The organism is Paenibacillus sp. FSL R7-0179 (assembly GCF_038002265.1).
In the GTDB taxonomy this organism is placed as follows: Bacteria; Bacillota; Bacilli; order Paenibacillales; family Paenibacillaceae; genus Paenibacillus_AQ.
Genome location: NZ_JBBOCC010000001.1, coordinates 2,980,942 through 3,006,601, shown reverse-complemented (window position 1 = coordinate 3,006,601; position 25,660 = coordinate 2,980,942). Strand labels below are relative to the sequence as shown.

Here is a 25,660-nt window from a genome sequence, read left to right as displayed (position 1 = left end):
AATTACGCTATTGTCCATATCGAGACTCAACAAGTGTATTTTTTCCAACTAAAGTCTCCAGAAGTGCGCTAAGCGATTGAATAGATGCTGTTTTTCCACTTCTTTTCCCTGGAGGAGGAGCTTCAACTGGTTAGTCAGCGCCTACCTCTCCAGCAGCCTACAAGCTAGCCAGCCTATCGTCTGACTAGAGTATGAGCGCACACTCTACGCCAACCCCAAACTAAATATAAGCACTAAAAAAGAAGCCCGGCCCCGGTAAGGGGAGCCAACGCTTCTTCTAAGCATTCTTTACGTTTTACGCTCTAAGTACCACCATCTCATCCTCAGCATAATCTCAGCTTCTTCTGTGTCTACAGTCCTACACGCCAAACGCCGCAGGGTCCTGGCGCCAGGATTGCAGCAGCGCTACATCGCTCTCAGCGATTTTGCCTTGGGCCAGCGCCACATTAATCAGCGTGCTGTAGTTGGACAGGCTCTGCAGCGGAAGCTCCGCAGCGGCGAAAGCCTGTACGGCGCGGTCCAGCTCGTAGCTGAAGATGGCCAGGACGGCCAGCGGGAGGCCGCCTGCTTCCTGTACGGCCTGTGCGGCCTTGATGGAACTGCCGCCGGTGGAGATCAGGTCCTCGATCACGACGACCTTCTGCCCGGGCGTGATCAGTCCTTCGATCTGGTTCTGCTTACCATGGCCTTTGGCCTTGTCACGTATGTAAGCCATCGGGAGACCGAGCTTATCGGCCACCCAGGCCGCATGCGGGATACCGGCGGTTGCTGTCCCGGCAATCACCTCGGCGTCCGGGTAGCTGGTTCTGATCAGCTCTGCGAAGGCCTCCGCAATGTAATTGCGGACTGCCGGGAAGGCCATGGTCAGACGGTTGTCGCAGTAGATCGGCGATTTGATGCCGGAGGTCCAGGTGAACGGCTCCTGCGGGCGCAGGGCTACCGCTCCGATCTCCAGCAGATGACTTGCGACCTGTTCACTTCGATTCTCTAATATGCTCATGCTTGGCTCATCTCCTCAATAATAGTCAGTGCTGCCGTACGCGGGTCTGGCGCTGCGGTAATCGGCCGGCCCACTACCAGGTAGTGGCTGCCTTGACGGATAGCCTGTCCGGGTGTCATGACCCGGGACTGGTCGTCTAGTGACGCACCTGCAGGCCGGATACCTGGTGTAACCGTACGGAATTCGGGTCCGCAGGCTTCTGCAATCACCAGAGATTCCTGTGGGGAAGCTACGACTCCATGCAGGCCTGCTTCTGCGGCGAGCTTGGCGTAACGCACCACTGCATCAGTCACTGTTCCGGCTATGCCGATTTCGCGGTTCATCACTTCCTGGCTGGTGCTGGTAAGCTGGGTTACTGCAATGATCAGCGGCATGTGCAGCGACGGCTTCAAGCTGACCGCCTGGGCCGCTCCTTCCAGCGCAGCCGCCATCATGGCGGCTCCCCCGGCGGCATGTACGTTGAACATGTCTACGCCGAGCCCGGTTAGGCTCTCAGCGCCCCCCCTTACGGTGTTGGGGATATCGTGCATTTTGACATCAAGGAATACCGAATATCCGCGATCCTTCAACTCCCGGATGAAGTCAGGACCGGCGGCATAGAACAGCTGCATGCCCACCTTCATATAGCAAGGGATACCTTCGAGCTGTTCGATCAGCGCCCGCGCCTGGTCTGCATTCGGGTAATCCAGGGCGACCATCAGCCGTCCGGCCATTTCATTCCATTTCTCAATCTGCCAGGCATTCTCATGTACGTGCTGCTGCTCTGCTGCTGTCCGTTCCATTCGCCAACCTTCTTTCTTAGTTATCTTATCCAACACCTTCGATATTAAGGTCCCGGGCATAGGGGAACGGTCTGCGTTAACGCAAACCGTTCCTGTAGCAGCCTGTTACAGCTGCCTCACCCTCTATCTTATTGTCCGACAAAAGCAGGCATCGACTGGGACGAGAAGTTAATCGTCTGCAGCATTCTCAGCAGCGCCGTTACCGTATCGAGCGAGGTCATACATACGACTCCGTTCTCTACCGCTTCACGGCGGATGCGGAATCCGTCACGCTCAGGCGTTTTGCCCTTGGTCAGTGTATTGAAGACGAAGTTCGCTTGACCGCCGCGGATCAGATCCAGAATAGTCGGCTCGCCCTCATCCAGCTTGTTAACGTTCATCACGTTCAGTCCCGCCTGCTCCAGCGCCGCTGCTGTACCGCCGGTGGCGATGATTTTGTAGCCCATGGCATGGAAGCCCTTCATCAGCTCAACCGCTTCAGCCTTGTCTTTGTCGGCTACGGTTACGATGATTGCTCCGGTAGCCGGAATCTTCATGCCTGCACCGATCAGGCCTTTATAGAGCGCCTTGGCATACAGCTTGTCGCGGCCCATAACCTCACCCGTAGATTTCATCTCCGGTCCGAGCGTAGGCTCTACTCTGCGCAGCTTGGCAAAAGAGAACACCGGCACTTTTACCGACACATAATCGCTCTCCGGCCACAGGCCTTCTGTGTACCCGTCTTCCTTCAGCTTGCCGCCCAGAATGATCTTGGTCGCCAGGTTCGCCATCGGAATACCGGTTACCTTGCTCAGGAACGGAACCGTGCGCGAGGAGCGCGGGTTGACCTCAATGACATACACTTCATTCTGATAAATAACGAACTGGATGTTCACCAGACCGATGGTCTTGAGCTCCTTGGCAATCTTGATGGTAATCTCGGCAATCTTCTGCTTCAGACCTTCATCCAGATATTGCGGCGGGTAGACAGCGATGGAGTCGCCGGAGTGAACCCCTGCGCGTTCCACATGCTCCATGATGCCCGGAATGACAACTGTCTCTCCGTCGCAGATGGCGTCCACTTCCACTTCCTTGCCCAGCATGTAACGGTCGATCAGCACCGGATGCTCCGGATTCACTTTGACCGCTTCAACCATGTAGCTGAGCAGTTCTGTGTCGTTGTAAACAATCTCCATGGCGCGTCCGCCCAGGACATACGATGGACGAACCAGCACCGGATAACCGAGAGATTGCGCGGTTTCGACGGCTTCATCGATGTTAATTACGGTCTTGCCTTTCGGTTGGGCGATATCCAGACGGGCCAGCAGCGCTTCGAACTTCTTGCGGTTCTCGGCTTCATCGATGCTCGCAAGGCTGGTACCCAGAATGTTCACACCCGCAGCAGCAAGCGGTGCAGCCAGGTTAATCGCGGTCTGTCCGCCGAACTGTACGATGACTCCGATCGGATTCTCCTGGGCAATGACGTTCATAACATCCTCGAAGAACAGCGGTTCAAAATACAAGCGGTCCGAGGTATTGAAATCCGTCGATACGGTCTCTGGATTGTTATTGATAATTACAGCTTCGTAGCCGGCATTCTGAATCGCCCACACCGCATGCACTGTGGAGTAGTCAAATTCAATCCCCTGGCCGATACGGATTGGACCGGAGCCGAGGACAATGACCTTCTGCTTGTCGGAATGAATAACTTCATTCTCTGTCTCATAGGTCGAGTAGTAGTACGGCGTAGTGGCCTCAAATTCAGCGGCGCAGGTATCCACCATTTTGAATACCGGAACCAGACCCTGCTGCAGACGCAGCACACGTACCTCCGACTCCTTGGTGAACGCTCCGTCTGGACGGCCTTCGGCACGGATCTCGGCAATCGCCCGGTCTGTGAAGCCCTTGCGCTTGGCCTGATACAGCGTGTCAGCAGACAAGGTCTCTTCAGCCCGCAGCTCATCCTCGAACTTGACAAGTCCTTCGATCTTGGAGAGGAACCACCAGTCCACATTCGTAATATCCTGAATCTCCTGCAGCTCATAGCCGCGGCGGAAGGCTTCCGCGATCAGGAACAGGCGCTCATCATCGGCTTTGGCCAGTCTGGTGCGCAGCACACTCTCTTCCAGCAGCTCTGCTCCCGGCAGGCGGAAACGGTGAACACCGATCTCCAGCGAGCGGATCGCCTTGTGAATCGACTCTTCAAAGGTACGGCCAATCGCCATGACCTCACCGGTCGCCTTCATCTGTGTGCCCAGCTTGCGGTTCGCCGAGGTGAACTTGTCGAACGGCCAGCGCGGGATTTTGCTGACGATATAGTCGAGTGTAGGCTCGAAGCAGGCATACGTCTGGCCGGTTACCGGATTGACGATTTCATCCAGCGTATAGCCGAGGGCAATCTTGGCCGCCATCTTGGCAATCGGATAGCCGGTCGCCTTCGACGCCAGCGCCGAGGAGCGGCTGACACGCGGGTTCACTTCAATCACGTAGTACTGGTAGCTCTGCGGGTCCAGTGCGAACTGAACATTACAGCCGCCTTCAATATTCAGCGCGCGGATAATCTTCAGGGAAGCACTGCGCAGCATCTGATATTCACGGTCGGACAGCGTCTGGCTCGGCGCCACAACGATACTGTCGCCCGTATGTACGCCAACCGGATCAAAGTTCTCCATGTTGCAGACTACGATACAGTTGTCGTTCGCATCACGCATAACCTCATACTCGACTTCCTTCATTCCGGCGATGCTCTTCTCGACCAGACATTGGCCAATCGGGCTGTAACGGATACCCGCCTTAACGGTCTCACGCAGCTCTTCTTCGTTGTCGCAGATCCCGCCTCCGGTTCCGCCCAGCGTGTAAGCAGGACGAACGATCAGCGGATAACCGATTCCGGATGCGAAGCCCAGGGCTTCTTCCACACTGGTGATGATTGCACTTTCCGGTACTGGCTGATCCAGCTCGCGCATCAGCTCGCGGAACAAGTCGCGGTCCTCTGCTTTCTCGATGGAGTCGAGCTGGGTGCCCAGCAGCTTCACATTCTCCTGCTCCAGGACTCCGGCGCGGGCCAGCTCTACGGCCATATTCAGACCAGTCTGTCCGCCGAGGGTCGGCAGCAGTCCGTCCGGACGCTCCTGGCGGATAATGCCGGTGACGAAATCGAGTGTAATCGGTTCGATGTATACTTTGTCAGCCATATTGGTATCGGTCATAATCGTCGCCGGGTTACTGTTGATCAGTACAACCTCGACGCCCTCTTCCTTAAGGGCCTGGCAAGCCTGTGTGCCTGCATAGTCGAATTCGGCAGCTTGACCAATAACGATCGGGCCGGAGCCGATAACCAGAATTTTTTTGAGTTTGTTGTTCTTAGGCATGTTATAGAGCTCCTTTCACGGCTTCAAGCTGGGGTGATGATGATTTCGGTGCCGTGATTCTGGCATTCGCCGCAAGCTGTGCCTGGCGCGATCCGGCCGGCCGCTGCGCCTTATGTTCTGCGATCAGCTGCAGGAAGCGGTCGAACAGATAACTGCTGTCATGCGGTCCCGGGGCCGCTTCCGGATGGTACTGCACCGAAAAAGCAGGGTAGCGGGTATGCTTCAGTCCTTCAACGGTTTTGTCATTGTTATTGATATGGGTAACTTGAAGGTCTGTGCTCGCAATCGATTCCTCATTCACGGTGTAGCCATGATTCTGGGAGGTGATGAAGCAGCGTCCGCTCTCCAGCTCCTTCACCGGATGGTTCCCGCCGCGATGGCCGAACTTAAGCTTCTCTGTATCAGCGCCGCAAGCCAGTGCAAACAGCTGGTGTCCCAGGCAGATGCCGAAGATCGGGTATTCGCCGAGCAGCTCGGAGATCGTCTGTACCGCATAAGGCACATCCTTCGGGTCCCCAGGGCCGTTCGAGAGCTGAATGCCGTCCGGGTTCAGGCGGCGGATCTCGTCTGCGGTGACATCATGGGGGACAACCACCACATCGCAGCCGCGGTTGTTCAGCTCGCGCAGGATACCGGTCTTCGCGCCGTAATCGACCAGCACGATGCGTTCCTTGGTGCCCGGGCTGCTGTAGGCTGCTGTAGTTGAGGTACGTGCAACCTGATTGCGCAGCTCCTCAATCGTAGTGTCGCCCATCATCTCCATCAATTCTTCCACACGCTTGTTGGAAGTGGTGAGGATCGCCTTCATAGTGCCGTAGTGACGGATAATCCGGGTTAGCATACGGGTATCAATCTCGCTGATGCCGGGAATGTCATATTCCTTCAGCAGATCGTCTACACTGTATTCAGCACGCCAGTTGCTGGGTACGGATTCGTGACGCCGCACAACAAAGCCGTGTACAAAAGGGCGCACGGACTCGAAGTCATCACGGGTAATGCCGTAATTCCCGATCAGCGGATACGTCATGGTGACGATCTGGCCGCAGTACGAAGGGTCCGATAGTACCTCCTGATAGCCTGTAATTCCTGTGTTAAAAACAACCTCGCCCGTCTTCTCGCCTTCCGCGCCAAATGCGGTGCCTGTGAACAGTGTTCCGTCCTGAAGCAGCAATCTCGCCTGCATGCCTTCCACTCCTTCTTGTTTCTGTAGTCTGATTCTTATGTCACAGCCATGCAGCCGGGCTGCATGGGCTACTGCTTACTTCTGTTAAGCCTCACTCCATACGGCTCTGCCGTCTACCCAGGTCTTCACCGGCCAGCCCTTAAGCTTCCATCCGGTAAAAGGTGTATTGCGGCCCTTGCTCGCAAATGCTGTAGGGTCTACTTCCTTCTCTTCATTCAAATCAATCAGGGTCAGATCGGCAGGCGCCCCTACTGTAAGGCTGCCTGTATTCAGTCTGAACACCCGGGCCGGATCAGCGGTCATCCGCTGCACCAGCAGGGACAGATCCCATTTGCCTGTGGCCACAAAAGCGGTATACAGCAGCGGGAAGGCTGTCTCAAAGCCGACGATGCCAAAAGGCGCAAGCTGCATGCCCTTAGCTTTCTCTTCTTCGCTGTGCGGGGCATGGTCGGTCACGATGATATCCAGCGTGCCGTCCAGCAGCCCTTCGATGCAGGCTTCCACGTCGCGGCGTGAGCGCAGCGGCGGGTTCATTTTCCAATTGGCGTCCATGCCCGGAATATCCTCTTCCGAGAGCAGCAGATGATGCGGGCATACCTCAGCGGTCACCTTAATGCCGATTTGCTTCGCCTGGCGGATCAGCCGGACCGATTGCTCGGTGCTGACATGACACACATGATAGTGGACACCCGTTGCTTCAGACAGCAGAATGTCACGGCCCACATGAATGGCTTCCGACTCATTCGGAATTCCCTTCAGGCCATGCTTGTCGGCAAAAGTGCCTTCGGCTACCGGCGCTCCTTCCACCAGCGAGTTATCCTCACAGTGGGCAATCACCGGCATATCCAGTTCCTTCGCCAGCTTCATCGCATCCTTCATCATCTGTGCGCTCTGTACGCCTACGCCGTCATCGGTGAAGCCGATCGCCCCTGCTTCCTTCAATGCAGCAAAATCCGTCAGTTCGCGTCCCAGCTCATTCTTGGTAATGGCCGCGTAAGGCAGCACCTTCACAAGCCCTGCTTCGCGCGCCTTATCCTTCACCAGCTGTACGATCTCTGCACTGTCAGTTACCGGGCGCGTGTTCGGCATGCAGGCTATTGTAGTGAATCCGCCCTTGGCCGCCGAACGCGCACCCGTCTCAATGGTTTCCTTATGCTCGAAGCCCGGCTCACGCAGGTGCACATGCATATCGATCAGTCCCGGTATCAGCAGCTTACCTTCCGCTTCAACGGTCTCTCCAGCTTCCTCTACCGCCTCGGCGGCATCCTTAATCTTCGAGATAACTCCGTCCTGCACAACAATATGCTTGCGCTCCAGCACGCCTGCTTCGTTCAGTACACTGGCATTTTTGATGATCACGGTTATGATTCTCCTTTGTGCCTTCCGGCCGCAGCCGTAAGCTCTGTAGTTATTATATAATAAAAATTCATCTTTGTGTATATTTATTAATGCCCTTATGTGAGGTTTTTTCTGTTGCCGTTCTGCTGCCCTATTGCAGCGCCCGTTCCATGACCGCCATCCGTACCGGCACTCCATTCGCCATCTGCGGGAAAATCCGGGACTGGCTGCTCTCCACCACCGCATCGTCGATCTCCACATTGCGGTTGACCGGCGCCGGGTGCATGATAATCGATGCCGGATTCAGCTTGGCAGCTCGCTCTTCGGTCAACCCGTAATCTCTCCGGTATTCCTCTGCCGATAAAATAATCCCCGAAGCATGCCGCTCCAGCTGCACTCTCAGCATCATGACCACATCCGCCTTCAGCGCTTCTTCCATTGACACGTATGGAGCGTAGGCCGCAAGCTCAGGTGCCTGCATATTCGCAGGGGCGCAAAACTGCACGCTTGCCCCCATTTTGGTGAGTGCCCAGAGGTTGGACCGTGCTACCCGGCTGTGCATAATATCCCCGATGATCGAGACCTTCAGGCCCTTCAGTCCGCCAAAATGCTTGCGCATCGTGTACAGGTCCAGCAGCGCCTGGGTCGGATGCTCGTTGTTGCCGTCCCCTGCGTTGATGAGCGGAACGCCTACCTTCTCGGCAAGCTGCTGCAGTACCCCGGCGGGCTTCAGCCGGACCACTCCGGCATCGATACCCATTGACTCCAGTGTGCGCACTGTATCGTAGATGGACTCGCCCTTCTCCACACTGGAGGCCGCAGCCGTGAAGTTCAGTACTTGTACACCCAGGCGTTTCTCGGCCATTTCGAAGGAAAAGCGGGTTCTTGTACTATTCTCGAAGAACATATTGGCAACAAAATGTGCTCTCAGCACCGGCGTGAGCTTCTCGCTCTGATTATCCCAGTAGGCTGTTCTGTCTAACAGCTGGTTAATCTCCGACTCCGCCAGCTCCTTCATCCCCAGCAGACTGCGTTCCTTCACTTTGGTTGCCGTCATCATTGTTATCGTTCCTCCCGGTTTGAAATAATGTACACTTCGTCCTTGCCGTCATATTCGCTCAGGGACACTTCAATCTGCTCATGCCTGGAGGTGGGTACGTTCTTGCCGATATAGTCGGGGCGGATCGGCAGCTCCCGGTGGCCGCGGTCAGCCAGTACAGCCAGCTGGATCATCCGGGGCCGTCCGCAATCCATCAGCGCATCCATTGCCGCGCGGATCGTTCTTCCGGTGTACAGTACATCGTCGAACAGGATCACTTTCTTGTCCCGGGTGCCGCTTGAGCCCGGAGGGAGGATCAAATTGCTGTTCACAACCGTCTTGTCCATCGCTTCCCGGTTGTCCCCGCCGCCTTCGCGGTCATCGCGGTAATGGGTAATGTCCAGCTCCCCGTAAGGGATGTCCACGCCCTCGATTTCCTTAATGCGCTCCGCGATCCGCTGAGCCAGGTAGATCCCCCGGGTCCGGATGCCGACCAGCAAGCAATTCTCGATACCCTTGTTTTTCTCCAAAATCTCATGTGCAATGCGTGACAGTGCCCGGCGAATCGCCGTTTCGTCCATAATGACATTTTTTTCAGTAACCATCCTCTTTGCCATCCTCCTGCTTGATCGCCTGTTCAAGTTCCCCGGATAAACTAAAAAACTCCTTGCCCAAAGCAGGCAAGGAGTGAAATCCGCAGATTCAAAAAGATGGCGTGTCCGCGCGCAGAAAAAGGCCCTCCGTACTCCTACGGATTCCTGCTTTCTTACGCGAACCTCGATTCACGTTACCTTGCCAGCCTCACGGGACTGAATTAAAGGCGCTATTCAACTATAGGGAATTATGACAGATGGACGGGGGGATGTCAAATTTTCTTCACAGACATTTCATTTAGGTGAAGGGCGCAGCTGCGGTGATTTTGGACTTTCGGTCGCTGTTGTCTCCAGATTGTTTTGAATTAACCGCTTAGCGGATTAAATCCGGAGACAAAGGCGAACGCTATCGCTCCTGCAGTTCCAAAATCCCCTCCGCCGCTTCCACCTAAACGGTGCAAGGGACAAAGACTTGCCATCCCCCTTGGGAGAGAGGCAGGTAGATAAGCACTATAGCGCTGCGCTGATAGTGCATTTTCGTGTATGGCGGCGATTGCCGCCATACTGCAACAACTGCGGAATACAGGAATTGCACAAATGGCACAAGACACCGCATCAGCGGCAATATCCCGGCTCATTTTAAAAAAGTGACCGCCACAATCAAACTTAGGAACAACACGGGGATACACGAGCGATCTACCCTGATTTCGTTCCAGCCCCTGCTCTGTTATGATAAAACTGGAATGGAACTGGAGGCGAATACAATCATGAACATGGAGTTTATTACTATAGAAGAGTGGGATGAAGCGTGGTGGGGGCGGATGGAGGGGATCTACCATGAAGCTTTTCCGAGCGGGGCTAAGACCAAGGGAATTCTGCGCAGTATGCTGAACCGGGGGATTGGTTACTTACATGCTGGGGTTCAGCAGGGGATGGTTGTTGCGATGGCAGTTACGGGTGTTGTCGGAGATGCTGCGGACAAGATCCTGATTATCGATTACCTGGCGGTAGATAAGGCCTTGCGCGGGCAGGGTACGGGGACCTGGATGCTGAAGCAGATCAAAGCTTGGACGGTGCAGGAACATGGTGTCCGGGGAGTCATCATTGAAGCGGAATCGGGGGCTACGGGGTCGCATAAGGAGCGTATTCATTTCTGGGAGCGGAACGGGTTCGTCCTGACCTCCTATGTCCATCAATATCGAATGGTACCGGAGCCTTATCAGGCCATGATGCTGCAGCTGGGTGGCACGGGGAATGTGCCGGATGACGGCAAAGGATTGTTCCGTTATATCAATGCTTTTCATAAGGTGGCTTACCGGAAGGGATAGGCTGCACTGATGCTTTACTAATGCTCTACTCATGCTCTGATGTTGCACATTATGCAGGAATTCTTCCGCTCCTGTGTGCTGCTGCGCCAATTGTTGCAGTTTTTGCAGGATTCATGCCAAATATTCATCATCACCGAATGGATTGTTGCAAAAAGGGCAGGATTAGCGTGTCCAAACTTGGTTTGAGCGGTGCAAGGCTGCAATTTGTGCAACAATTCGGGCCGGGCTGGGCGGGAGTTCGCTATGTTGATAGACGGAACTACAAAGAAGCCGCTGCAGTTTTCTCCGCAGCGGCTTCTTCACTATCTACATTTAAAATTCAAATTCAACGTCGCTCAGACGTCTTTGGATTTCGGAGATGACACGCTTCTCGTCTTCCTCGCCCTTGGCGATAAAGGTCACGGAGAAACGCACGAACGCGCCGGCATCATCCCAAGGCACGGTGGAGATGAGCTTCTCGCGGATCAGGAACTGCGAGAAATCCTCGCCGGATTCAAAGCGGCGTCCGCCCTTGACGCCTTTTGGCGCGGCAACATAGAGGAAGAAGGAGCCCTTCGGCTTCTCGGCCTTGAAGCCCAGGCTGTTCAGCGCATCCACCAGCATGTTGTGGCGGCGGGAGTATTTGGCGGCAATCGCTTCGGTAATCTCAGGATGAGAAAGGCCGTAAGCGGCAGCTTTTTGAATCGCGATGAACTGGCCGGAATCATTGTTGTCCTTCACATCACTGAACGCCTTCACGATCAGCGGGTTGCCGGCCACAAAGCCGATTCTCCAGCCGGTCATGTTGTAGGACTTGGACAGGGAGTGCAGCTCCACGCCGACATCCTTGGCACCAGGCACGGACAGGAAGCTCAGCGGCTTCACGCCGTCATATGTCAAAGCAGCATAAGGAGCGTCATGGATGACGACTACATCATATTTTTTGGCCCAAGCTACCACTTCAGTGAAGAACTCAGGTGTGGCACTTGCACCCGTAGGGTTATTCGGATAGTTGAGATAGAGCAGCTTAGCCTTACGGGCAACCTCTTCAGGAATGGAGTTCAGGTCAGGCAGGAAGTTGTTCTCCTTCTTCAGCTCCACGGAGTAGACTTGTCCTCCCAGATACTTGGTATGGGTGCCCAGCACCGGATAGCCCGGAATGGTCATGATTGTGATGTCGCCCGGATTAATGAATACGGATGGCAGCATAGCCAGCGCAGGCTTCGAGCCGATGGAATGCACGATTTCCGTTACAGGGTCAATTCCGTCCACCTGAAAAACTTCCTTAAGGTACACAGCCGCTGCCGCCTTGAATTCAGGAATACCGTTATCGGAGTAGCCGCGGTTCTCTTCCTTGGACGCTTCCAGCGCAAGTCTGGACACGATGCCTTCATCTGCCATTTCGTCCGGCTCGCCGACGCCCATGTCGATCAGCTCAATGTCCGGAAAATCCTGCTTCGCCGAGGCTTTGGCACGTTTGATTTTCTCAAATTTGTAGATGGACGTATCCTTGCCGTATCCTTCGCCGCCGATGCGGTCTGCAAAATTCGTCTGAATGAATGTTGCCTGATATTGTTCAATGCTCATAATCTATTTCTCATCTCCTGGCCATTATTGTGAACCCATGCTCTAAATATGACGCAAATCCGGCCGCTGTACCATGGATTTATAATCTATTGATTTGTACTTATCTGCTGCGCAACGTATAAAGAAGTTCTTCCATATCCGCCGGAATCGGCGCGCTGAACTCCTTGTATTCGCCTGTAGAAGGATGCACAAAACCGAGTACCGCTGCATGCAGGGCTTGTCCGTTCATGGTAGTTCCCTTGCTGCGGCCGTAGATCGGGTCCCCCACCAGCGGATGGCCGATGAACTTCATGTGAACACGGATCTGATGCGTGCGCCCTGTCTCAAGTTGTAGCTCCAGCAGTGTGCAGTCGCCAAACCGCTCCAGCACGGTAAAATGCGTCACGGAGCGCTTGCTGTTCTTCTCGGTTACGGTATACAGCTTGCGGTCATGCGGATCACGGCCGATCGGAGCATCTACGGTTCCCTTGTCATGAGACAGATTGCCGTGCACCACTGCGATATAGCGGCGGGTCACACTGTGCTCCTTAAGCTGGGCGGACAGCGAAGCATGACTGGCGTCATTCTTGGCCGCCATAATCAGACCGGAGGTATCCTTGTCGATCCGGTGGACAATGCCTGGACGAATCTCCCCGTTAATGCCGGACAGATCCTTGCAATGATACATCAGCGCATTGACCAAAGTGCCGGAGGGATGTCCCACTGCCGGATGCACAACCATGCCGCGCACCTTGTTCACCACAATCACATCGCTGTCCTCATAAGCCACTTCAATCGGGATATCCTGTGCGATCAGGTCCGTAACCTCGGGTTCCGGCACCGTAACGGTTACCTTATCGCCTTCATTCAGCTTATAGTTCGCTTTGACCGGCGCGCCGTTGACCACGACATGGCCGCTGCTGATCCATAGCTGAACCTGGGAGCGTGAAATCTCGTCTTCCATGGCCTCTGTAACGTATTTATCAATCCGCTCCCGCGCATTGTCCTCGGCAACGATCCATTCGGTGACGTCTCTTCCTTCCTCGAGGGCGCCAGAATCCGCCAGCTCTTTGACGTCTTTGTTCAAATCATTCATTCCCTTCTTTGACTTCCTGTGATTCCTTCACCTCGGTGACTTCCTGTTCGCCCTTCACTTCCAGCAGCGTGTCCAGAATAATCAGACCCACTCCGACCACGATACAGGAATCTGCTACGTTGAAGATCGGGAACGTATAGCTTCCGAAATTGAACATGAGGAAATCCACAACCTCACCGTTAAGAATCCGGTCCAGGAAGTTGCCGACAGCTCCGCCAAGGACAAGCGCCAGCGCGGTAGGCAGCAGCTTGCGGGTCTTGCGGGCCTTGTTCAGATACCAGACGATTCCGCATACAACGATTACTGTAATCACAATGAAGAACCACTGCTGTCCCTCCAGAATTCCGAAAGCGGCTCCACGATTACGGTGTGACGTAATAATGAAGAAATCCTTGATTACCGGAATCTGCTCTGCGAGCTCCAGCCGGGTGGCAATCAGATATTTGGTACCCTGGTCAATCAGAAATACAATTAGCGCAATCAGAAAGTACACCACAGAAGTTGTCACTCCGTTCTTATTTTTCCCGCGGCTTCGCGGTCCGAATACTGTATAAAGACTTGTATATTGTAGCACAGGCCTCAAGATAACGTCCATGGCATGGCCATACGGATCTGTAAAGTCAGGGCACTATTTGCCAGCGCTAAAAAAGGGCCCGGGAGGCCAAGCTACCTATAGAAGCGGAAACGGTTTGGCCGTCCTTTTAAGGGATAGTACCGTCTCAGCGATTAGCTACCGAAAGGAGCTCACAGCAATGAGCCATCTGACACCACAGCAGCTCTCCGGGCTGCGTACTGCTCTCCTGCAGCAGCAGGAGGATATCAAGCACAGGCTGAGCAATAGCGGACAATATGGACTGCAGGAGGCGATGCGGGACAACACCGGAGAGCTGTCCGAAATTGACAACCATCCCGGTGATGCCGCCACAGAGCTGTATAACCGTTCCATGGATATCTCCCTGCTGGAGCGCGATGAGCATGAGCTGGACGATATTGAATCGGCCCTGCGGGCGATGGACGAAGGAACCTACGGTATCTGCATCGCCAGCGGCGAACCGATTCCCTATGAGCGCCTGGCTGCCCTTCCCTCCACCCGCTACACGAAAGAGCATGCTCCCCGCCAGAGCGCTCCATTCACCCGTCCGGCCGAGGAGGAGCTATTGTCTCCGCCGTTTGGCCGCACCAGTCTGGATGAGCGGGATGACCAGAATGGCTCGGGTGGCGAGGATGCCTGGCAGATCGTGGAGAGCTGGGGCAATTCGGATTCCCCTGCCATGGCTGAAGGCAGCAACATCGGCTCCTACAATGATATGGAGATCGAAGCGGACGAGACCGAGGGCTTCGTGGAGCCCTGGGAGAATTTCGTAGCCACCGACATTTCCGGCAATCATCTGATGATTATCAAGGGCAACAGCTACCGCCATTACATGGATGACGAGGAAGGCGACTATCTGCTGGACCCGACCCGAAAAGGACGGAAGTAGCACAGCTGGCACATCAAATTAGTAGAAGCCATGTCAGTTAATGCTTGGAAGGGGTTAGGAACGATCCGCTGAAGAGAAAACCCCACCATTGTGGGGTTCTTTCAGGTTCAGCCGCGCTTAGAACGTCTTCAGCTCCAGCTGATGCTGGACAATCCGCACAATGTCCGCGATATAATCGCCGATGATCGGCAGATTGAGCGCACCCAGCACCTGAAGCACATAAATAATCGTCGCCGCAAAAAAAGTGAACCCAAGCGCAATCCCCAGTCCCCTGGCCACTCCGGAGAGGATGTTCAGCCAAATCAGCCGGAACGGGGAATACAGCAGCTCGGTATATTCCGAGATTCGTGACTTCTCCATCTGCTGGGCCAGACTCGTGGTCATCCGGTACAGGGCGTTCAGCTTCTCTTCCGGGGGAAGACCGGCCGGATCAACGGCTCCGGTGACAGCCGATGCAGGCTTGAGCTGAGAAGCGGCGGGGTGATTTTTCTCAGGATATTCTGTGCCCGGATCTGTCTTGCCCGATGGTTGGCCTGCTTCAGAATGCATGGGCTGCTTCTCTTGCGGTGCTTCCTCCCTGTTGTTCCCTCTGTCAGTGGTTCTATTTGAAATTCTACCCGGCCCTTCCGGCTGCTCAGCAGGATTCTTCCCGCTTTTCCATCCACCCACGCCCCTGCACCTCCTGGTTGTCTATACACCGCAAAACAAACGAGCCCGGTCGAAGAGAATTTTCTCTTCAAGCACAGGGCTCGTCATTTGCATTCTAACCCGTGGAAACTTTTCCTTTGCGGCTAGTATATACCATACATGGACAAGTAATGCAGGAAATGCGCGGCCGCTCTGGAGTTAAGCGCCGATATGAATACCGAAGCTCTTGCCTCCGGCGTCCACTGTCTCATAGATATAATCTCCGTCAAAATCCACCGTAGTCACAAGTACGTTCTCACGCAGCACATGCTCGAATGCGGTCACCGCCGCCTTCAGCTCGTCATCGACCTGCAGGGTCAGGGCAATCCGCTTGTCGATCGGCAGATCCAGACGTTTGCGGTAATCCTGCACCGCACGTACGACTTCGCGTACCCAGCCTTCCTGTACCAGCTCCGGCGTGATTTCTGTGTTCAAGGCCACTGTCAGTCCATAGCCGGATGCGGAAGCAAAGCCTGGTTTGGCCTGCTTCTCAACCAGCAGCTCCTCGGACGTAATCTGCAGCTCTTCTCCATCTGGTGACACAATGGCGATAACGCCTTCTTGTACCGCTTTGCGGGTAGCGTCACTGTCCATCGCTTTGAGGAAGCCTTGCAGGAAGCCGACGCTCTTGCCGTATTTCTTACCTGCCACCTTCAGGTTCAGCTTCAGGGTGAAGTCAACGAAGCCGCTGTCGCTGTGCTCAATGACGATATTTTTGACATTGATCTCTTCTTTGATCAGCTCTTCATAATCCGCCACGTTGAAGTCATCCGGAGTGGATGCGATCAGCTCGGACAACGGCTGGCGGTTCTTGATGCCGCTCTCGTTGCGGACGTTACGGGCCAGCTCGACGATGCCGCGGGCGTACTCCATATCTTTTTCCAGGACGAGATCGATCAGGTTCTCATCCGCTGCCGGATAGTCTGCCAGATGCACACTCTCCCCGCCGCCCAGGTTCGTGAAGATATCCTCGGACAGCATCGGAGTGAATGGAGCCATCAGCTTGGCTGTGGTCAGGAGGACATGCGTAAGGGTGCGGTAAGCATCCAGCTTCTCTTCGCCCAGCCCGCTGCCCCAGAACCGGTCACGGGATCGGCGGATGTACCAGTTGCTCAGCTCATCCACGAAGTTCTCAATAGCCTTGGAGGTGTTCACGAAGTCATTTACGGCCAGCCCTTTATCAACCAGCACAATCAGGCTGTTCAGACGGGACAGAATCCAGCGGTCAAGCTTATGCTCAGACACCTTGAACGGGTGATCCGCAGGATCATAGCCGTCGATTCCGGCATACAGCGTAAGGAAAGCATGCGTGTTCACCAGAGTATCCACTACCTTGGACTTCGTCTCCCCAACCAGACCGCGCGAGAACCGCTTGTTGTTCCACGGCGCACTGTCAGACAGAATCGCCCAGCGGAAGGCATCCGTGCCGTATTCGTTCATGATTTCCCATGGATCGATGACATTCCCTTTGGATTTGGACATCTTCTGGCCGTTCTCATCAAAGATATGTCCGTGGGCGATAACCGCCTTGTACGGCGCCTTGCCCGTGAACAGGGTTGATACCGCCAGCAGGCTGTAGAACCAGCCGCGCGTCTGGTCGATCCCTTCGCAGATCATATCCGCCGGATACTGGTCCTCGAACCGGTCTTGATTCTCGAACGGGTAATGACTCTGGGCGAACGGCATCGAGCCGCTGTCGAACCAGACGTCGATCACTTCAGGAGTGCGGACCATGATGCCGCCTTCGCTGAACGGGCTGCGCAGCTGGATATTATCCACGTACGGCTTATGCAGCTCGATATCCTCAGCGACCTCGCCGATCGCCATCTCTCTCAGCTCGGCAATGCTGTGCGGCGCGAACTCCTTGCCGGTATCCTGGCAGACCCATACGTTAAGCGGTGTCCCCCAGTAGCGGTTACGGCTGATATTCCAGTCCACCAGCTCCTCCAGGAACTTGCCGAAGCGCCCTTCGCGCACATGGTCCGGGTACCAGTCCACACTGTTATTGTTGGCAATCAGCTGATCCTTGATCGCAGTCGTCTGGATAAACCAGCTGTCTGTTGCGTAATAGAGCAGCGGGGTGTCGCAGCGCCAGCAGAACGGATAGCTGTGCTCGTATTTCTCCTTGTGGTAGAGCAGTCCGCGTTCGGACAGCACCTTCACGATATCCAGGTCACAATCCTTCACGAACCGCCCGGCAAAATCACTCACTACATCCGTGTATTTCCCGGAAGCATCTACTACATTCACGAAGCTGATCCCATTCTCGCGGCAGCTCTTATAGTCGTCTTCCCCGTGTGCCGGAGCCATATGTACGATCCCGGTACCGCTGGAATCCGTTACAAAAGAGGCTCCGACGATTACATTATGCTTCTCCGCCTTGATATAACCGAACGGCGGCGTATAGCTCTGGCCGATAAAGTCAGCGCCAGTGTGTGTAGACAGGATGGTGTACTCGCCCTTCAGCACTTCGTCCACCAGATTCTTTGCCAGTACATAGACGCCGTCTTCCTGCTGTGCACGCACATATTCCATATTCGGATTCATCGCCAGCGCCATATGCGCCGGAAGTGTCCAAGGCGTGGTCGTCCAAGCCAGCACATAGTCGCCGCTGCCGTCCAGCTTGAACTTGGCGGTAGCACTCAGATCCTTAACCGTCTTATACCCCTGAGCAACTTCATGGGAGCTGAGGGTCGTCTGACAGCTCGGGCAGTACGGGCTGACGCGGTGCCCCCGGTACATCAGGCCTTTCTCATGAACCGTAGCCAGGATGTTCCACACGCTCTCGATGTACGTATTGTCCAGCGTTACATACGGATGATCCAGATCGGTCCAGTAGCCGATCGCTTCTGTGAATTCCCGCCACTGCTTCTCATAGCCGAAGACACTTTCCTTACATTCCTTGATGAACTTCTCGACGCCGTATTCTTCGATATCCTGCTTGCCGGAGATGCCAAGCTTCTTCTGCACCCCGAGCTCTACCGGCAGGCCGTGCGTATCCCAGCCCGCTTTGCGGATGACGCGGAAGCCCTTCATGGTCTGGTAGCGGCCGATAAAATCCTTGATGACCCGGCCCAGCACGTGCCCGATATGCGGCACCCCGTTCGCCGTCGGCGGCCCTTCATAGAACACATAGTTCGGGCGTCCCTCGCGGTTCTCCATCGAGCGGCGGAATGTGTCCTCCTCGCTCCACTTTTTCAAGATCCGGACATCTCTGGCCCGGGCTTTTTCTTTGACGTCTACCTTATGCATGATGGTCAATCCCTTCGTTTAGTCTTAAACCTTATTCGGATTACATCCGAGCCTGTTTTTTTAGAAACTTAAATTCTTTTTACAAACTAAATTCTTTAAAGCTTTTCGATCCCTCCCAAACCCTCCCTTCGCCAAGGGAGGGCCCCAAGGGCGCTGCCCTCTGGACACCCTAAATCAGTGCATCGTGTAAGGAGCAGGGTCAGTGGACGGGAAGGATTACTTCGGCGGAGTCCTCGGCCCTTCTTAGGCTGCCCTGACGGGTACGCCTAAGAAGGGCCGGTCCTACGCCGAACAAATTTTTCCCCTTCCGCAGACGCCTCTCCAACCTCGATGCACTTGCCTGCGGGTGTCCAGAGGGCGGCCAGCCCTTGGGGTCCCCCTTGGAAGGGGGATTTAGGGGGATGCCCACCACACAAATAAACGCCGCCCCGCCCCCAAAGGGGCGAGACGACGCTCGCGATACCACCCTAATCTGCACTGCACGCACATCCTAAGGGGTGTGAATTCAGCACAATCTCAGTCCGCAGGCAATAGACAACCTTGCGGGTCCGGGATAACGTCCGGCAGACGGCGGAGCCTACACACGTATACACGCTTCAGCTTAGCTTCTAGGGGAGGATCTTCGGGTAAGGCGTGAACGATCGGCTCGCAGCAAGCACCGACTCTCTGGAGAACGTTACCTTATCGTACTTGTCCCGTCATCGAATTTAGATTCAATGGATACAGATATGTTCTAGTTATAGACGTTTTCGCCCCAATTGTCAAGGCGGATTACAGCAGCAGGTCCCAGCTCAGCGGGGTGCCGGCGGGCAGACCGGTTCTCAAGCGTTTGCCGAGAAGCAGTTCATAATACTTGGGCGCGAGGCCGTAGCCGGGGCGAATAACTTTGAGGTTATCTGCAGTGAGCAGATCTCCGGCCTTGATGTCCTTGGAGGTATAGACGGACCGTCTGAATTGCAGAGATTTCTCTTCTTCGGGGGTGGGGCCGATGGAGATGCCGCCAAGTGCCCTCCAAGCCGTCTCCGTCTCCCGGATCAAGGAAGCGAACTCTGCCGGCTCCAGGGAGAATGCAGCATCCACCCCGCCTTCCGCACGGTTCAGGGTGAAATGCTTTTCGATCACAGTACTGCCCAGCGCTACGCTTGCTACTGCTGCCCCTACACCCAGAGTATGGTCGGACAGGCCCACCTGAGCACGGAAGACGTCACGCAGATACGGAATGGTATTGAGGTTGGTATGCTCGGGCGAAGCCGGATAGCTGCTGGTGCATTTGAGCAGTATATATTCCCGGCAGCCTGCCCCGGTTATGGTGCGGACAGCTTGCTCAATATCGCCGAGCGAGGCCATCCCGGTGGAAATAATCATCGGCTTCCCTTTGGAGGCCACCTTCCGCAATAAGGGAATATCATTATTTTCAAAGGAAGCAATCTTGTAGCAGAGGGCGCCGAGACTCTCCAGGAATTCGAGCGAGGACTCATCGAATGGGGTGCTGAATGGAATCATCCCGAGTGCCCTGCACGAAGCAAAGATCGGCTCATGCCACTCCCAGGGTGTATAGGCTTCAGCATACAGCTCATACAGTGACTTCCCTTTCCACAGCCCGTTCGATTCTCCAATCATGAAATCCTTATTCCGTAGATTAAGCGTCATGGTGTCCGGCGTATAGGTCTGGATTTTGAACGCATGAGCGCCAGCCCGGGCGGCTGCCTTAACGATTTCGAGCGCACGGTCCAGGGACTGATTATGATTACCGGACATCTCCGCGATGACAAAAGGCGGATGCCCGCTGCCGATGGTGCGGTTACCGATCCTGATTTCCTTCATGGCCTGTCGTTGCCTCCTCTGTCAGCCGTAGCCTGCGGCTCTCCCATTGCTCCCGGAACAGGGCCATCAAGACCACATCCACTGGCTGATGATTTCTGATCCGTTGCCTGCATAGCCTGCCTTCCTCTTCGAAGCCTAGTTTCCGGTGATAGGACAAGCTCCGCTGATTGAAATCCAGAATTTGCGCGCATACCTTACTTAGCAGCTCTACCTGGAAAATATGCTCCAGCGCCAAGATTCCCATCATGGTGCCGGAGCCGGGGGGACAGCTCTTCTCCCCTATATAAAAGCCCCATTCACAGGTTTTGTGGACCCTGTCGATCTGCGAGAACTGCACGAAGCCTACCGGTGTGTCCAGATAGTAACAGATCCGGACGACCCGGCTGGTATCCTCCGCTATGGCATGCATCCAGCGAAGATGCTCTTCCAGCGGAATCATCCCGTCGTGATTCATATAGGGCCGGATGTGATCGGCATTGCGCCATTCCCATATTAGCCGGCTGTGCTCCCGGCTCAGCTTCTCAAGCCTGTAATCCCTTAGGTCTGCCATAGTCCCCTCCCATAATCCTGTCTATAACCTCATCCCATTTATCCTCGCCCATCAGGCGGAGCGCCTGCTCTGACATGGCCCGCACCCTCGCCGGTTCAGCCAGCATAGCCTTAAGCCCCTGCTCAATCGCTTGGGCCGTCACCTCATTACTCTTCCCCAGGCTTAATGCAGCCCCCTGCGCATGAACCAAGGCCGTAATCTCCCGCTGATTATCCGCCGTAATAATGCACAGCGAAGGCAGGCCCAGGTAACAGCGCTCCCAGGTCGTACTTCCGCCTGCTCCGATGGAGAAGTCCGCCTTCTGCATCAGGTCAGCCATGTAATCAATCTGACAATGGAAGGTGGAATTCGGCATCGAGCCGCATAGGAATGCAATCTCTTCCTTGCGGCGGTTCATTCCGCCTGTTACGACATCAAGCCGCAGGTTGGCGAAGGCGGGACTCTGCAGGGCCTGCAAGGTTTTGAGAGTCTCTCCCGTAGGATCGGTGCCGCCAAAAAATACCAGAACCCGGCTTATGCTACCGTCCCGTTCAGCCAGCCCCAGCTTAGCTGCGCGGAATTCCGGCCGCAGCAGCGTATAGCAGGTGCCTGTCAATTTCGTGCAGTAAGCAGGCAGCAACCCCTGGTAACGGTCTCTGGCAGCGGATGGATTGGGGTCCAGCAGCAGATCACACTCATGCGGGCGGTCCGCCAAATCGTCGATGGCCACTATCTTCTTCACTTTCCCCTGCACCCATGTCTCCCACCGCTTATCAATCCCGTAATGGTCGGTAATGAGGCAATCCGCAGGAGCAGCCCCCTCCAGCCGCTGCACCGTCTCCATGGCATCGGTCCGCCAATCCACCTGAAGCCAGAATGCGGCGTACGACGGATCATCCGGGGGCGGCAGCAGCTCCACCGCATAGCCCTGGCCCCTGATATAGTCGGCCAGATTCCCCGGCAGCTCGCGGCAAATGAATGTGATCTGCCCGCCTCTGGCGGCAAGCCCGCCTGCAAGTGTCAGGCAGCGCATGATATGGCCCGTGCCCATCGAATACGAGGAATCAGCCCGAATCCATATATTCATTGGATTAGCGGCTGTGCTTACCATGCGGTCCAGCCTCCGTCAACAGAGATATTCTCACCTGTAACATAGCTTGAGGCGGCGGAAGCGAGGAATACCATCACTCCCTTCAAATCTTCAGGGGTGCCGATTCTGCCCAGCGGATTCTTCCGTTTCAGATCCTGGATGAACTGCGGATCGGCAGCTTGAACCGCTGCATTAGGAAAAGGCCCCGGCGATACCGTATTCGCTCTGATTCCGTGTTGTCCGAAGTGGCAGGCAATATAACGGGTAAACTGGCCTATCGCCGCTTTACCCGCCCCGTAATTGGCGGGATTATCCATCCCGCTGTCTCCGTAGACCTCCGGGTTAGGCGAGACCAGCCCGTACATCGAGGAGACGTTAATGATGGACCCTCTCTTTTGTTCAACCATATAGGGCAGGATAGCCTTGACACATCTGAAGGTTCCATTGATTGTCCCGTCCAGCCCGGCCAGCCACTGTTCTTCACTCATATCCGCAAGCCTTGCGGCTGAGCTGAATGCGGCATTATTCACCAGGATATCGATGCTTCCGGCCGCTTCAGCGATGCTCTGAATACATTCTCTGACTGATGCTTCCTGCCGGATATCCATCGCCTTGCCGAAGCAGGCTGCTCCGGTGGTGCGGGCGATCGCCTCAGCGGTCTCCTTGCAGCGCTGCCCATTCGAGCTTACCAGATAGACTGCCGCACCAGCCTCAGCCAGCCCCTCCGCTATAGCTGTACCCAGATAACCAGCCCCTCCGGTCACAACCGCTGCCTTGCCTTGCAGATTAAATAATTCTTGAAGAGTTCGCATCCGGTTACTTCCACCTCCTGGGGTCAATGATCTCTACAGGAATATCCGTAAAGGATTCACCAAGCGTCTGCCTCACCGCCCGGCTTAGAGGGGGCAATGCCATCATCCGCAGGTTCTCCTGCACCTGCCGCGCCGTCTCGCAGCCAATCACCAGCCCGGATATCCCCGGAAGATCCCTCACATAGAGGAAGCACAGCTCTTTAACCGGTATCCCGGTTTCCTTGCTGTAGCTGTTTAATCGTAACAACGGCTGCTCCGCTTGCTTCAGCCCCGCCGGAAGCTGCTCCGGTGCCATCAGCAGCAGACCTTGCAGATAGACGCTGCGGACGAAGATTTCTGTTCCCTTCCGGGTGAGCTGCTCCAGCATTCCATTCGCGAGCCATCTCTGGTCCAGGACATTCAGCGGAATCTGAATGCTGTCCAGCCCCTCCACGCGCATAAAATTCGCAATATCCTCCGCATCATACACAGATACACCGATTCTGCGGATCAGCTGCAGCTGCTGCATTTCCTGCAGCGTTTGCAGGATTTCGCCGCCCTGATAAGTCAGATCGAGCGGATCATGCAAGAGACAGACATCCAGCGCAGAACAATTCAGCTTGTTCAGCGAAGCATGCACGGAAGAGATGACGAACCTCCTCCGCGCTTCCTCCGTATGCAGCCGCAGCCGCTGGACGGAAGGGAGCTTCGTCACAATCTGCGGCCGGCTCTGCGGCGCTGTGTGCTTTAGGCAATCTCCGATGACAGACTCGCTGTCCCCGTATCCCGGCGCGGTATCCAAATAACCGATCCCTGCAGAGAGGGCATATTGGAGCAGTTCGTTCCTCTGTTGCACAGAGGGATTCGCAGCTGTATTCGCAATCCCGTAATTTCCGCCCAGCTGGGCCGTCCCCAGCACAAGACCCGCTTTATTGATCATCATTTGATGCCCCGCTAACGTTATCATTATTGTTCAAGGTGGTAGCTGCATTCAGCTCCTTGACCAGCTCCGTATCATCCCGCCATTTCACCTGAATGCCCCGGTTGCGCTCAGCCACCTCAGGGTGTTCCTGAAGGAATGCCTTCAATTCTTCGAAGAACAGCGGTCTTGGCCCCACATCCAGTGCCTGGTAGGCCGCCTCGAACAGCTCCAGATCCTGAATCTCATCCATGGTTAACCGCCACTCGGGATGCACCCACTCCGCAGGAAGGTCCACAGCATTGATCTTGAAGAGATGCGGATTGTTGAAAAAGTAAAAGGACAGATACTCCGCATGCGTAAGCGGATTGGAATAGTGCAGCAGCCTTCTCAGCGCTTCAACGGTAAAAATATCCCCGACCGTCCCCATGGTTGACTCCTTGGCATAGGTGAAATCTGCACCGCTTGCCAGATGCCGGTCTATTAGAAGCTGAAGCATCTCCGGGGAGACCGCCGGATTGTCGCCCGTCACCCGGACTATGATATCAGCCTGGACCGCTTCAGCCACGCTCAGCATTCTTGCAGCCACATTGTCCGGGTCACCGGTTACCACCTTCACCTGACCGTTCAGAGTGAACGCCGTAAGCGGCTGGTCGTCCGGCAGGTCCGAGGTGGCCAGCACCACCTCATAGCCGCCCGGCACAGCCAGACAATTCATCAGGCATCTCTCGATGGCCGCAATGCCGTGAATCTCGCGCAGCGCCTTGCGGCGGAGCCGGGTCGATTTCAATCTGCAGATGACAGCAATGCAGACTTTGGGTGCTTTTACCTGCCCGGGCGTGATGGGTGTGTTCGCAGGAATTACCGAGGTGGAAATCATAGGAAATTGTACGGAAGCCTTGCTTGCCATGAAGGCATCCGGCATAGAGGAACGTTTATAGCATATGTTCTCAGGCGTGATCATTTCACCCGGGCGCAGCTCTCTGCGGGAGACGATCCTCAGAGAGGAATCCTCCAGATACCGTCTTTCCGAGTCCTTAATTTCGAGGCTGCCCTGTACACACTCTGCCCGGCGCAGCTTCTCCACCATCCGCCCGAATTCCTCCGGCGTAAGCGCCGAATAATAGTCAATGCCTTTCTCGGCACGGTTCAAGGTAATGTGCTTCTCAATGACACTGGCCCCCAGCAGATAGGCATACACCGGAAGATCCACTGCCATTTCATGATCAGCATCCTCATGATCCGCGAAGCCCACCTCCAGCTGATAGGTCTGCTTGATATGGGCGATGCGGCTCAGGTTGGAATCCTCTGTCCGGGTCGGATAGCCCTGGAAGCCGTGCATGAGCACGATTGGACCTTTGAAATGGCTCCGAATGTAGGATAATTGCGTATCCATCTCTTCCTCCAGCCAGCCGCTCACACCGATGAGTAAGGGCTTGTTGAACCTGTTCAGGCCTTGAATCAAGGGGAGTGACTGCAAGACGGTTGTGGGTAATTTCAAACCGTCCACCTGATCTTCAAGCTCCGCGAGCAGCCCGACTCCCCATTCATCATATAGGTCTACCCAGACCTCCAGTCCCTCAGCCTTGGCAAGCCGGACAGCCTCCGCCCATTGCTGCTTACCGATGAACAAATCAATATACGTCTGATAATGGATGAAATCCGGCGCCGCCAGGCTGTCGTAATGGAACCATTGAAATTTCACCCCGTCAGCGCCGCTGCGTGCGGCTGCGAGGATCAGCTCCCGCAGCCGGCGGAGGTCGCCCCAATGGGCATTGGCAATTTCGGCAATCACCTTCACTTTGCCCACATTAATCCCTCCCTTCTCTATTG

20 protein-coding genes are annotated in these 25,660 nt (G+C 55.3%); 2 read left to right on the top strand and 18 right to left on the bottom strand.

The genetic code is table 11. The features are described 5' to 3' along the window. Positions 1 to 358: 358 nt before the first annotated feature. From pyrE to pyrR, 7 genes are all read right to left on the bottom strand, one after another. Entirely contained in the window at positions 359 to 1,000 is a 642-nt protein-coding gene (gene pyrE / locus MKX63_RS13295; RefSeq protein WP_341017618.1) for an orotate phosphoribosyltransferase, read from the bottom strand. Then, on the bottom strand, positions 997 to 1,782 hold the full coding sequence (gene pyrF, locus MKX63_RS13290) for an orotidine-5'-phosphate decarboxylase (protein WP_445323499.1): 786 nt from the start codon (positions 1,780 to 1,782) through the stop codon (positions 997 to 999). The genes pyrE and pyrF overlap by 4 nt, the downstream gene beginning before the upstream one ends. A gap of 128 nt (positions 1,783 to 1,910) precedes the next feature. Then, complete coding sequence (gene carB / locus MKX63_RS13285) at positions 1,911 to 5,132, bottom strand: carbamoyl-phosphate synthase large subunit (RefSeq protein ID WP_341017616.1); 3,222 nt, start codon at positions 5,130 to 5,132, stop codon at positions 1,911 to 1,913. 1 nt (position 5,133) lies between these two features. Beyond that, positions 5,134 to 6,315: a glutamine-hydrolyzing carbamoyl-phosphate synthase small subunit gene (gene carA / locus MKX63_RS13280; protein ID WP_341017614.1), complete on the bottom strand. Its 1,182-nt coding sequence runs from the start codon at positions 6,313 to 6,315 to the stop codon at positions 5,134 to 5,136. Between the two features lie 84 nt (positions 6,316 to 6,399). Continuing rightward, positions 6,400 to 7,680 (bottom strand): dihydroorotase, encoded by a 1,281-nt coding sequence (locus MKX63_RS13275; RefSeq protein WP_341018629.1) that lies wholly within the window; start codon positions 7,678 to 7,680, stop codon positions 6,400 to 6,402. A 124-nt stretch (positions 7,681 to 7,804) separates the two neighbouring features. Beyond that, on the bottom strand, positions 7,805 to 8,713 hold the full coding sequence (locus MKX63_RS13270; protein ID WP_341017612.1) for an aspartate carbamoyltransferase catalytic subunit: 909 nt from the start codon (positions 8,711 to 8,713) through the stop codon (positions 7,805 to 7,807). 2 nt (positions 8,714 to 8,715) lie between these two features. Continuing rightward, on the bottom strand, positions 8,716 to 9,297 hold the full coding sequence (gene pyrR, locus MKX63_RS13265) for a bifunctional pyr operon transcriptional regulator/uracil phosphoribosyltransferase PyrR (RefSeq protein WP_341017610.1): 582 nt from the start codon (positions 9,295 to 9,297) through the stop codon (positions 8,716 to 8,718). Between the two features lie 755 nt (positions 9,298 to 10,052). On the opposite strand from pyrR, the gene MKX63_RS13260 reads away from it, so the two are divergent. Beyond that, a complete protein-coding gene (locus tag MKX63_RS13260) occupies positions 10,053 to 10,613 on the top strand; it encodes a GNAT family N-acetyltransferase (protein WP_341017608.1) in 561 nt (186 codons plus the stop codon). Positions 10,614 to 10,925: 312 nt separating this feature from the next. Here MKX63_RS13260 and MKX63_RS13255 read toward each other — a convergent pair whose 3' ends face one another. From MKX63_RS13255 to lspA, 3 genes are all read right to left on the bottom strand, one after another. Continuing rightward, positions 10,926 to 12,179 carry an LL-diaminopimelate aminotransferase gene (locus MKX63_RS13255; protein WP_341017607.1) on the bottom strand — a complete coding sequence of 418 codons (1,254 nt, stop codon included), beginning with the start codon at positions 12,177 to 12,179 and terminating at the stop codon, positions 10,926 to 10,928. A 100-nt stretch (positions 12,180 to 12,279) separates the two neighbouring features. Further along, positions 12,280 to 13,254 carry an RluA family pseudouridine synthase gene (locus MKX63_RS13250; RefSeq protein WP_341017606.1) on the bottom strand — a complete coding sequence of 325 codons (975 nt, stop codon included), beginning with the start codon at positions 13,252 to 13,254 and terminating at the stop codon, positions 12,280 to 12,282. After that, a complete protein-coding gene (gene lspA, locus MKX63_RS13245; RefSeq protein WP_036690157.1) occupies positions 13,247 to 13,750 on the bottom strand; it encodes a signal peptidase II in 504 nt (167 codons plus the stop codon). The genes MKX63_RS13250 and lspA overlap by 8 nt, the downstream gene beginning before the upstream one ends. Positions 13,751 to 14,006: 256 nt before the next feature. Here lspA and MKX63_RS13240 point away from each other — a divergent pair, with 256 nt between their 5' ends. Further along, positions 14,007 to 14,735, top strand: a complete 729-nt coding sequence (locus MKX63_RS13240; RefSeq protein ID WP_341017605.1) for a TraR/DksA C4-type zinc finger protein — start codon at positions 14,007 to 14,009, stop codon at positions 14,733 to 14,735. A 117-nt stretch (positions 14,736 to 14,852) separates the two neighbouring features. Here MKX63_RS13240 and MKX63_RS13235 read toward each other — a convergent pair whose 3' ends face one another. From MKX63_RS13235 to MKX63_RS13200, 8 genes are all read right to left on the bottom strand, one after another. Next, the gene (locus MKX63_RS13235; protein WP_340995684.1) at positions 14,853 to 15,137 is read right to left on the bottom strand and encodes a DUF5665 domain-containing protein; all 285 of its coding nucleotides are present in this window, start codon (positions 15,135 to 15,137) and stop codon (positions 14,853 to 14,855) included. Between the two features lie 444 nt (positions 15,138 to 15,581). Next, a complete protein-coding gene (gene ileS, locus MKX63_RS13230; protein WP_341018627.1) occupies positions 15,582 to 18,674 on the bottom strand; it encodes an isoleucine--tRNA ligase in 3,093 nt (1,030 codons plus the stop codon). 771 nt (positions 18,675 to 19,445) lie between these two features. Beyond that, positions 19,446 to 20,498, bottom strand: coding sequence for a pseudaminic acid synthase (gene pseI, locus MKX63_RS13225; RefSeq protein ID WP_341017602.1), 1,053 nt, complete (start codon positions 20,496 to 20,498; stop codon positions 19,446 to 19,448). Continuing rightward, positions 20,476 to 21,048, bottom strand: coding sequence for a UDP-4-amino-4,6-dideoxy-N-acetyl-beta-L-altrosamine N-acetyltransferase (gene pseH, locus MKX63_RS13220; RefSeq protein ID WP_341017601.1), 573 nt, complete (start codon positions 21,046 to 21,048; stop codon positions 20,476 to 20,478). Before pseH ends, pseI begins: the two co-directional genes overlap by 23 nt. Next, a complete protein-coding gene (gene pseG, locus MKX63_RS13215) occupies positions 21,020 to 22,114 on the bottom strand; it encodes a UDP-2,4-diacetamido-2,4,6-trideoxy-beta-L-altropyranose hydrolase (protein ID WP_341017600.1) in 1,095 nt (364 codons plus the stop codon). The genes pseH and pseG overlap by 29 nt, the downstream gene beginning before the upstream one ends. 17 nt (positions 22,115 to 22,131) lie before the next feature. After that, positions 22,132 to 22,929 carry an SDR family oxidoreductase gene (locus MKX63_RS13210; RefSeq protein WP_341017598.1) on the bottom strand — a complete coding sequence of 266 codons (798 nt, stop codon included), beginning with the start codon at positions 22,927 to 22,929 and terminating at the stop codon, positions 22,132 to 22,134. A 4-nt stretch (positions 22,930 to 22,933) separates the two neighbouring features. Beyond that, a complete protein-coding gene (locus MKX63_RS13205; protein ID WP_341017597.1) occupies positions 22,934 to 23,851 on the bottom strand; it encodes an aldo/keto reductase in 918 nt (305 codons plus the stop codon). Next, the gene (locus MKX63_RS13200; protein WP_341017595.1) at positions 23,838 to 25,637 is read right to left on the bottom strand and encodes an N-acetylneuraminate synthase family protein; all 1,800 of its coding nucleotides are present in this window, start codon (positions 25,635 to 25,637) and stop codon (positions 23,838 to 23,840) included. The genes MKX63_RS13205 and MKX63_RS13200 overlap by 14 nt, the downstream gene beginning before the upstream one ends. Positions 25,638 to 25,660: the final 23 nt, after the last annotated feature.

Excerpts from the sequence above, each read along its gene's own strand:
- pyrE (WP_341017618.1), bottom strand. The coding sequence starts at position 1,000 with ATGAGCATATTAGAGAATCGAAGTGAACAGGTCGCAAGTCATCTGCTG.
- pyrF (WP_445323499.1), bottom strand. The coding sequence starts at position 1,782 with ATGGAACGGACAGCAGCAGAGCAGCAGCACGTACATGAGAATGCCTGG.
- carB (WP_341017616.1), bottom strand. The coding sequence starts at position 5,132 with ATGCCTAAGAACAACAAACTCAAAAAAATTCTGGTTATCGGCTCCGGC.
- carA (WP_341017614.1), bottom strand. The coding sequence starts at position 6,315 with ATGCAGGCGAGATTGCTGCTTCAGGACGGAACACTGTTCACAGGCACC.
- MKX63_RS13270 (WP_341017612.1), bottom strand. The coding sequence starts at position 8,713 with ATGATGACGGCAACCAAAGTGAAGGAACGCAGTCTGCTGGGGATGAAG.
- pyrR (WP_341017610.1), bottom strand. The coding sequence starts at position 9,297 with ATGGTTACTGAAAAAAATGTCATTATGGACGAAACGGCGATTCGCCGG.
- MKX63_RS13260 (WP_341017608.1), top strand. The coding sequence starts at position 10,053 with ATGAACATGGAGTTTATTACTATAGAAGAGTGGGATGAAGCGTGGTGG.
- MKX63_RS13255 (WP_341017607.1), bottom strand. The coding sequence starts at position 12,179 with ATGAGCATTGAACAATATCAGGCAACATTCATTCAGACGAATTTTGCA.
- MKX63_RS13250 (WP_341017606.1), bottom strand. The coding sequence starts at position 13,254 with ATGAATGATTTGAACAAAGACGTCAAAGAGCTGGCGGATTCTGGCGCC.
- MKX63_RS13240 (WP_341017605.1), top strand. The coding sequence starts at position 14,007 with ATGAGCCATCTGACACCACAGCAGCTCTCCGGGCTGCGTACTGCTCTC.
- ileS (WP_341018627.1), bottom strand. The coding sequence starts at position 18,674 with ATGCATAAGGTAGACGTCAAAGAAAAAGCCCGGGCCAGAGATGTCCGG.
- pseI (WP_341017602.1), bottom strand. The coding sequence starts at position 20,498 with ATGAAGGAAATCAGGATCGGTAACCGCACCATCGGCAGCGGGCATCCG.
- pseH (WP_341017601.1), bottom strand. The coding sequence starts at position 21,048 with ATGGCAGACCTAAGGGATTACAGGCTTGAGAAGCTGAGCCGGGAGCAC.
- pseG (WP_341017600.1), bottom strand. The coding sequence starts at position 22,114 with ATGAATATATGGATTCGGGCTGATTCCTCGTATTCGATGGGCACGGGC.
- MKX63_RS13210 (WP_341017598.1), bottom strand. The coding sequence starts at position 22,929 with ATGCGAACTCTTCAAGAATTATTTAATCTGCAAGGCAAGGCAGCGGTT.
- MKX63_RS13205 (WP_341017597.1), bottom strand. The coding sequence starts at position 23,851 with ATGATGATCAATAAAGCGGGTCTTGTGCTGGGGACGGCCCAGCTGGGC.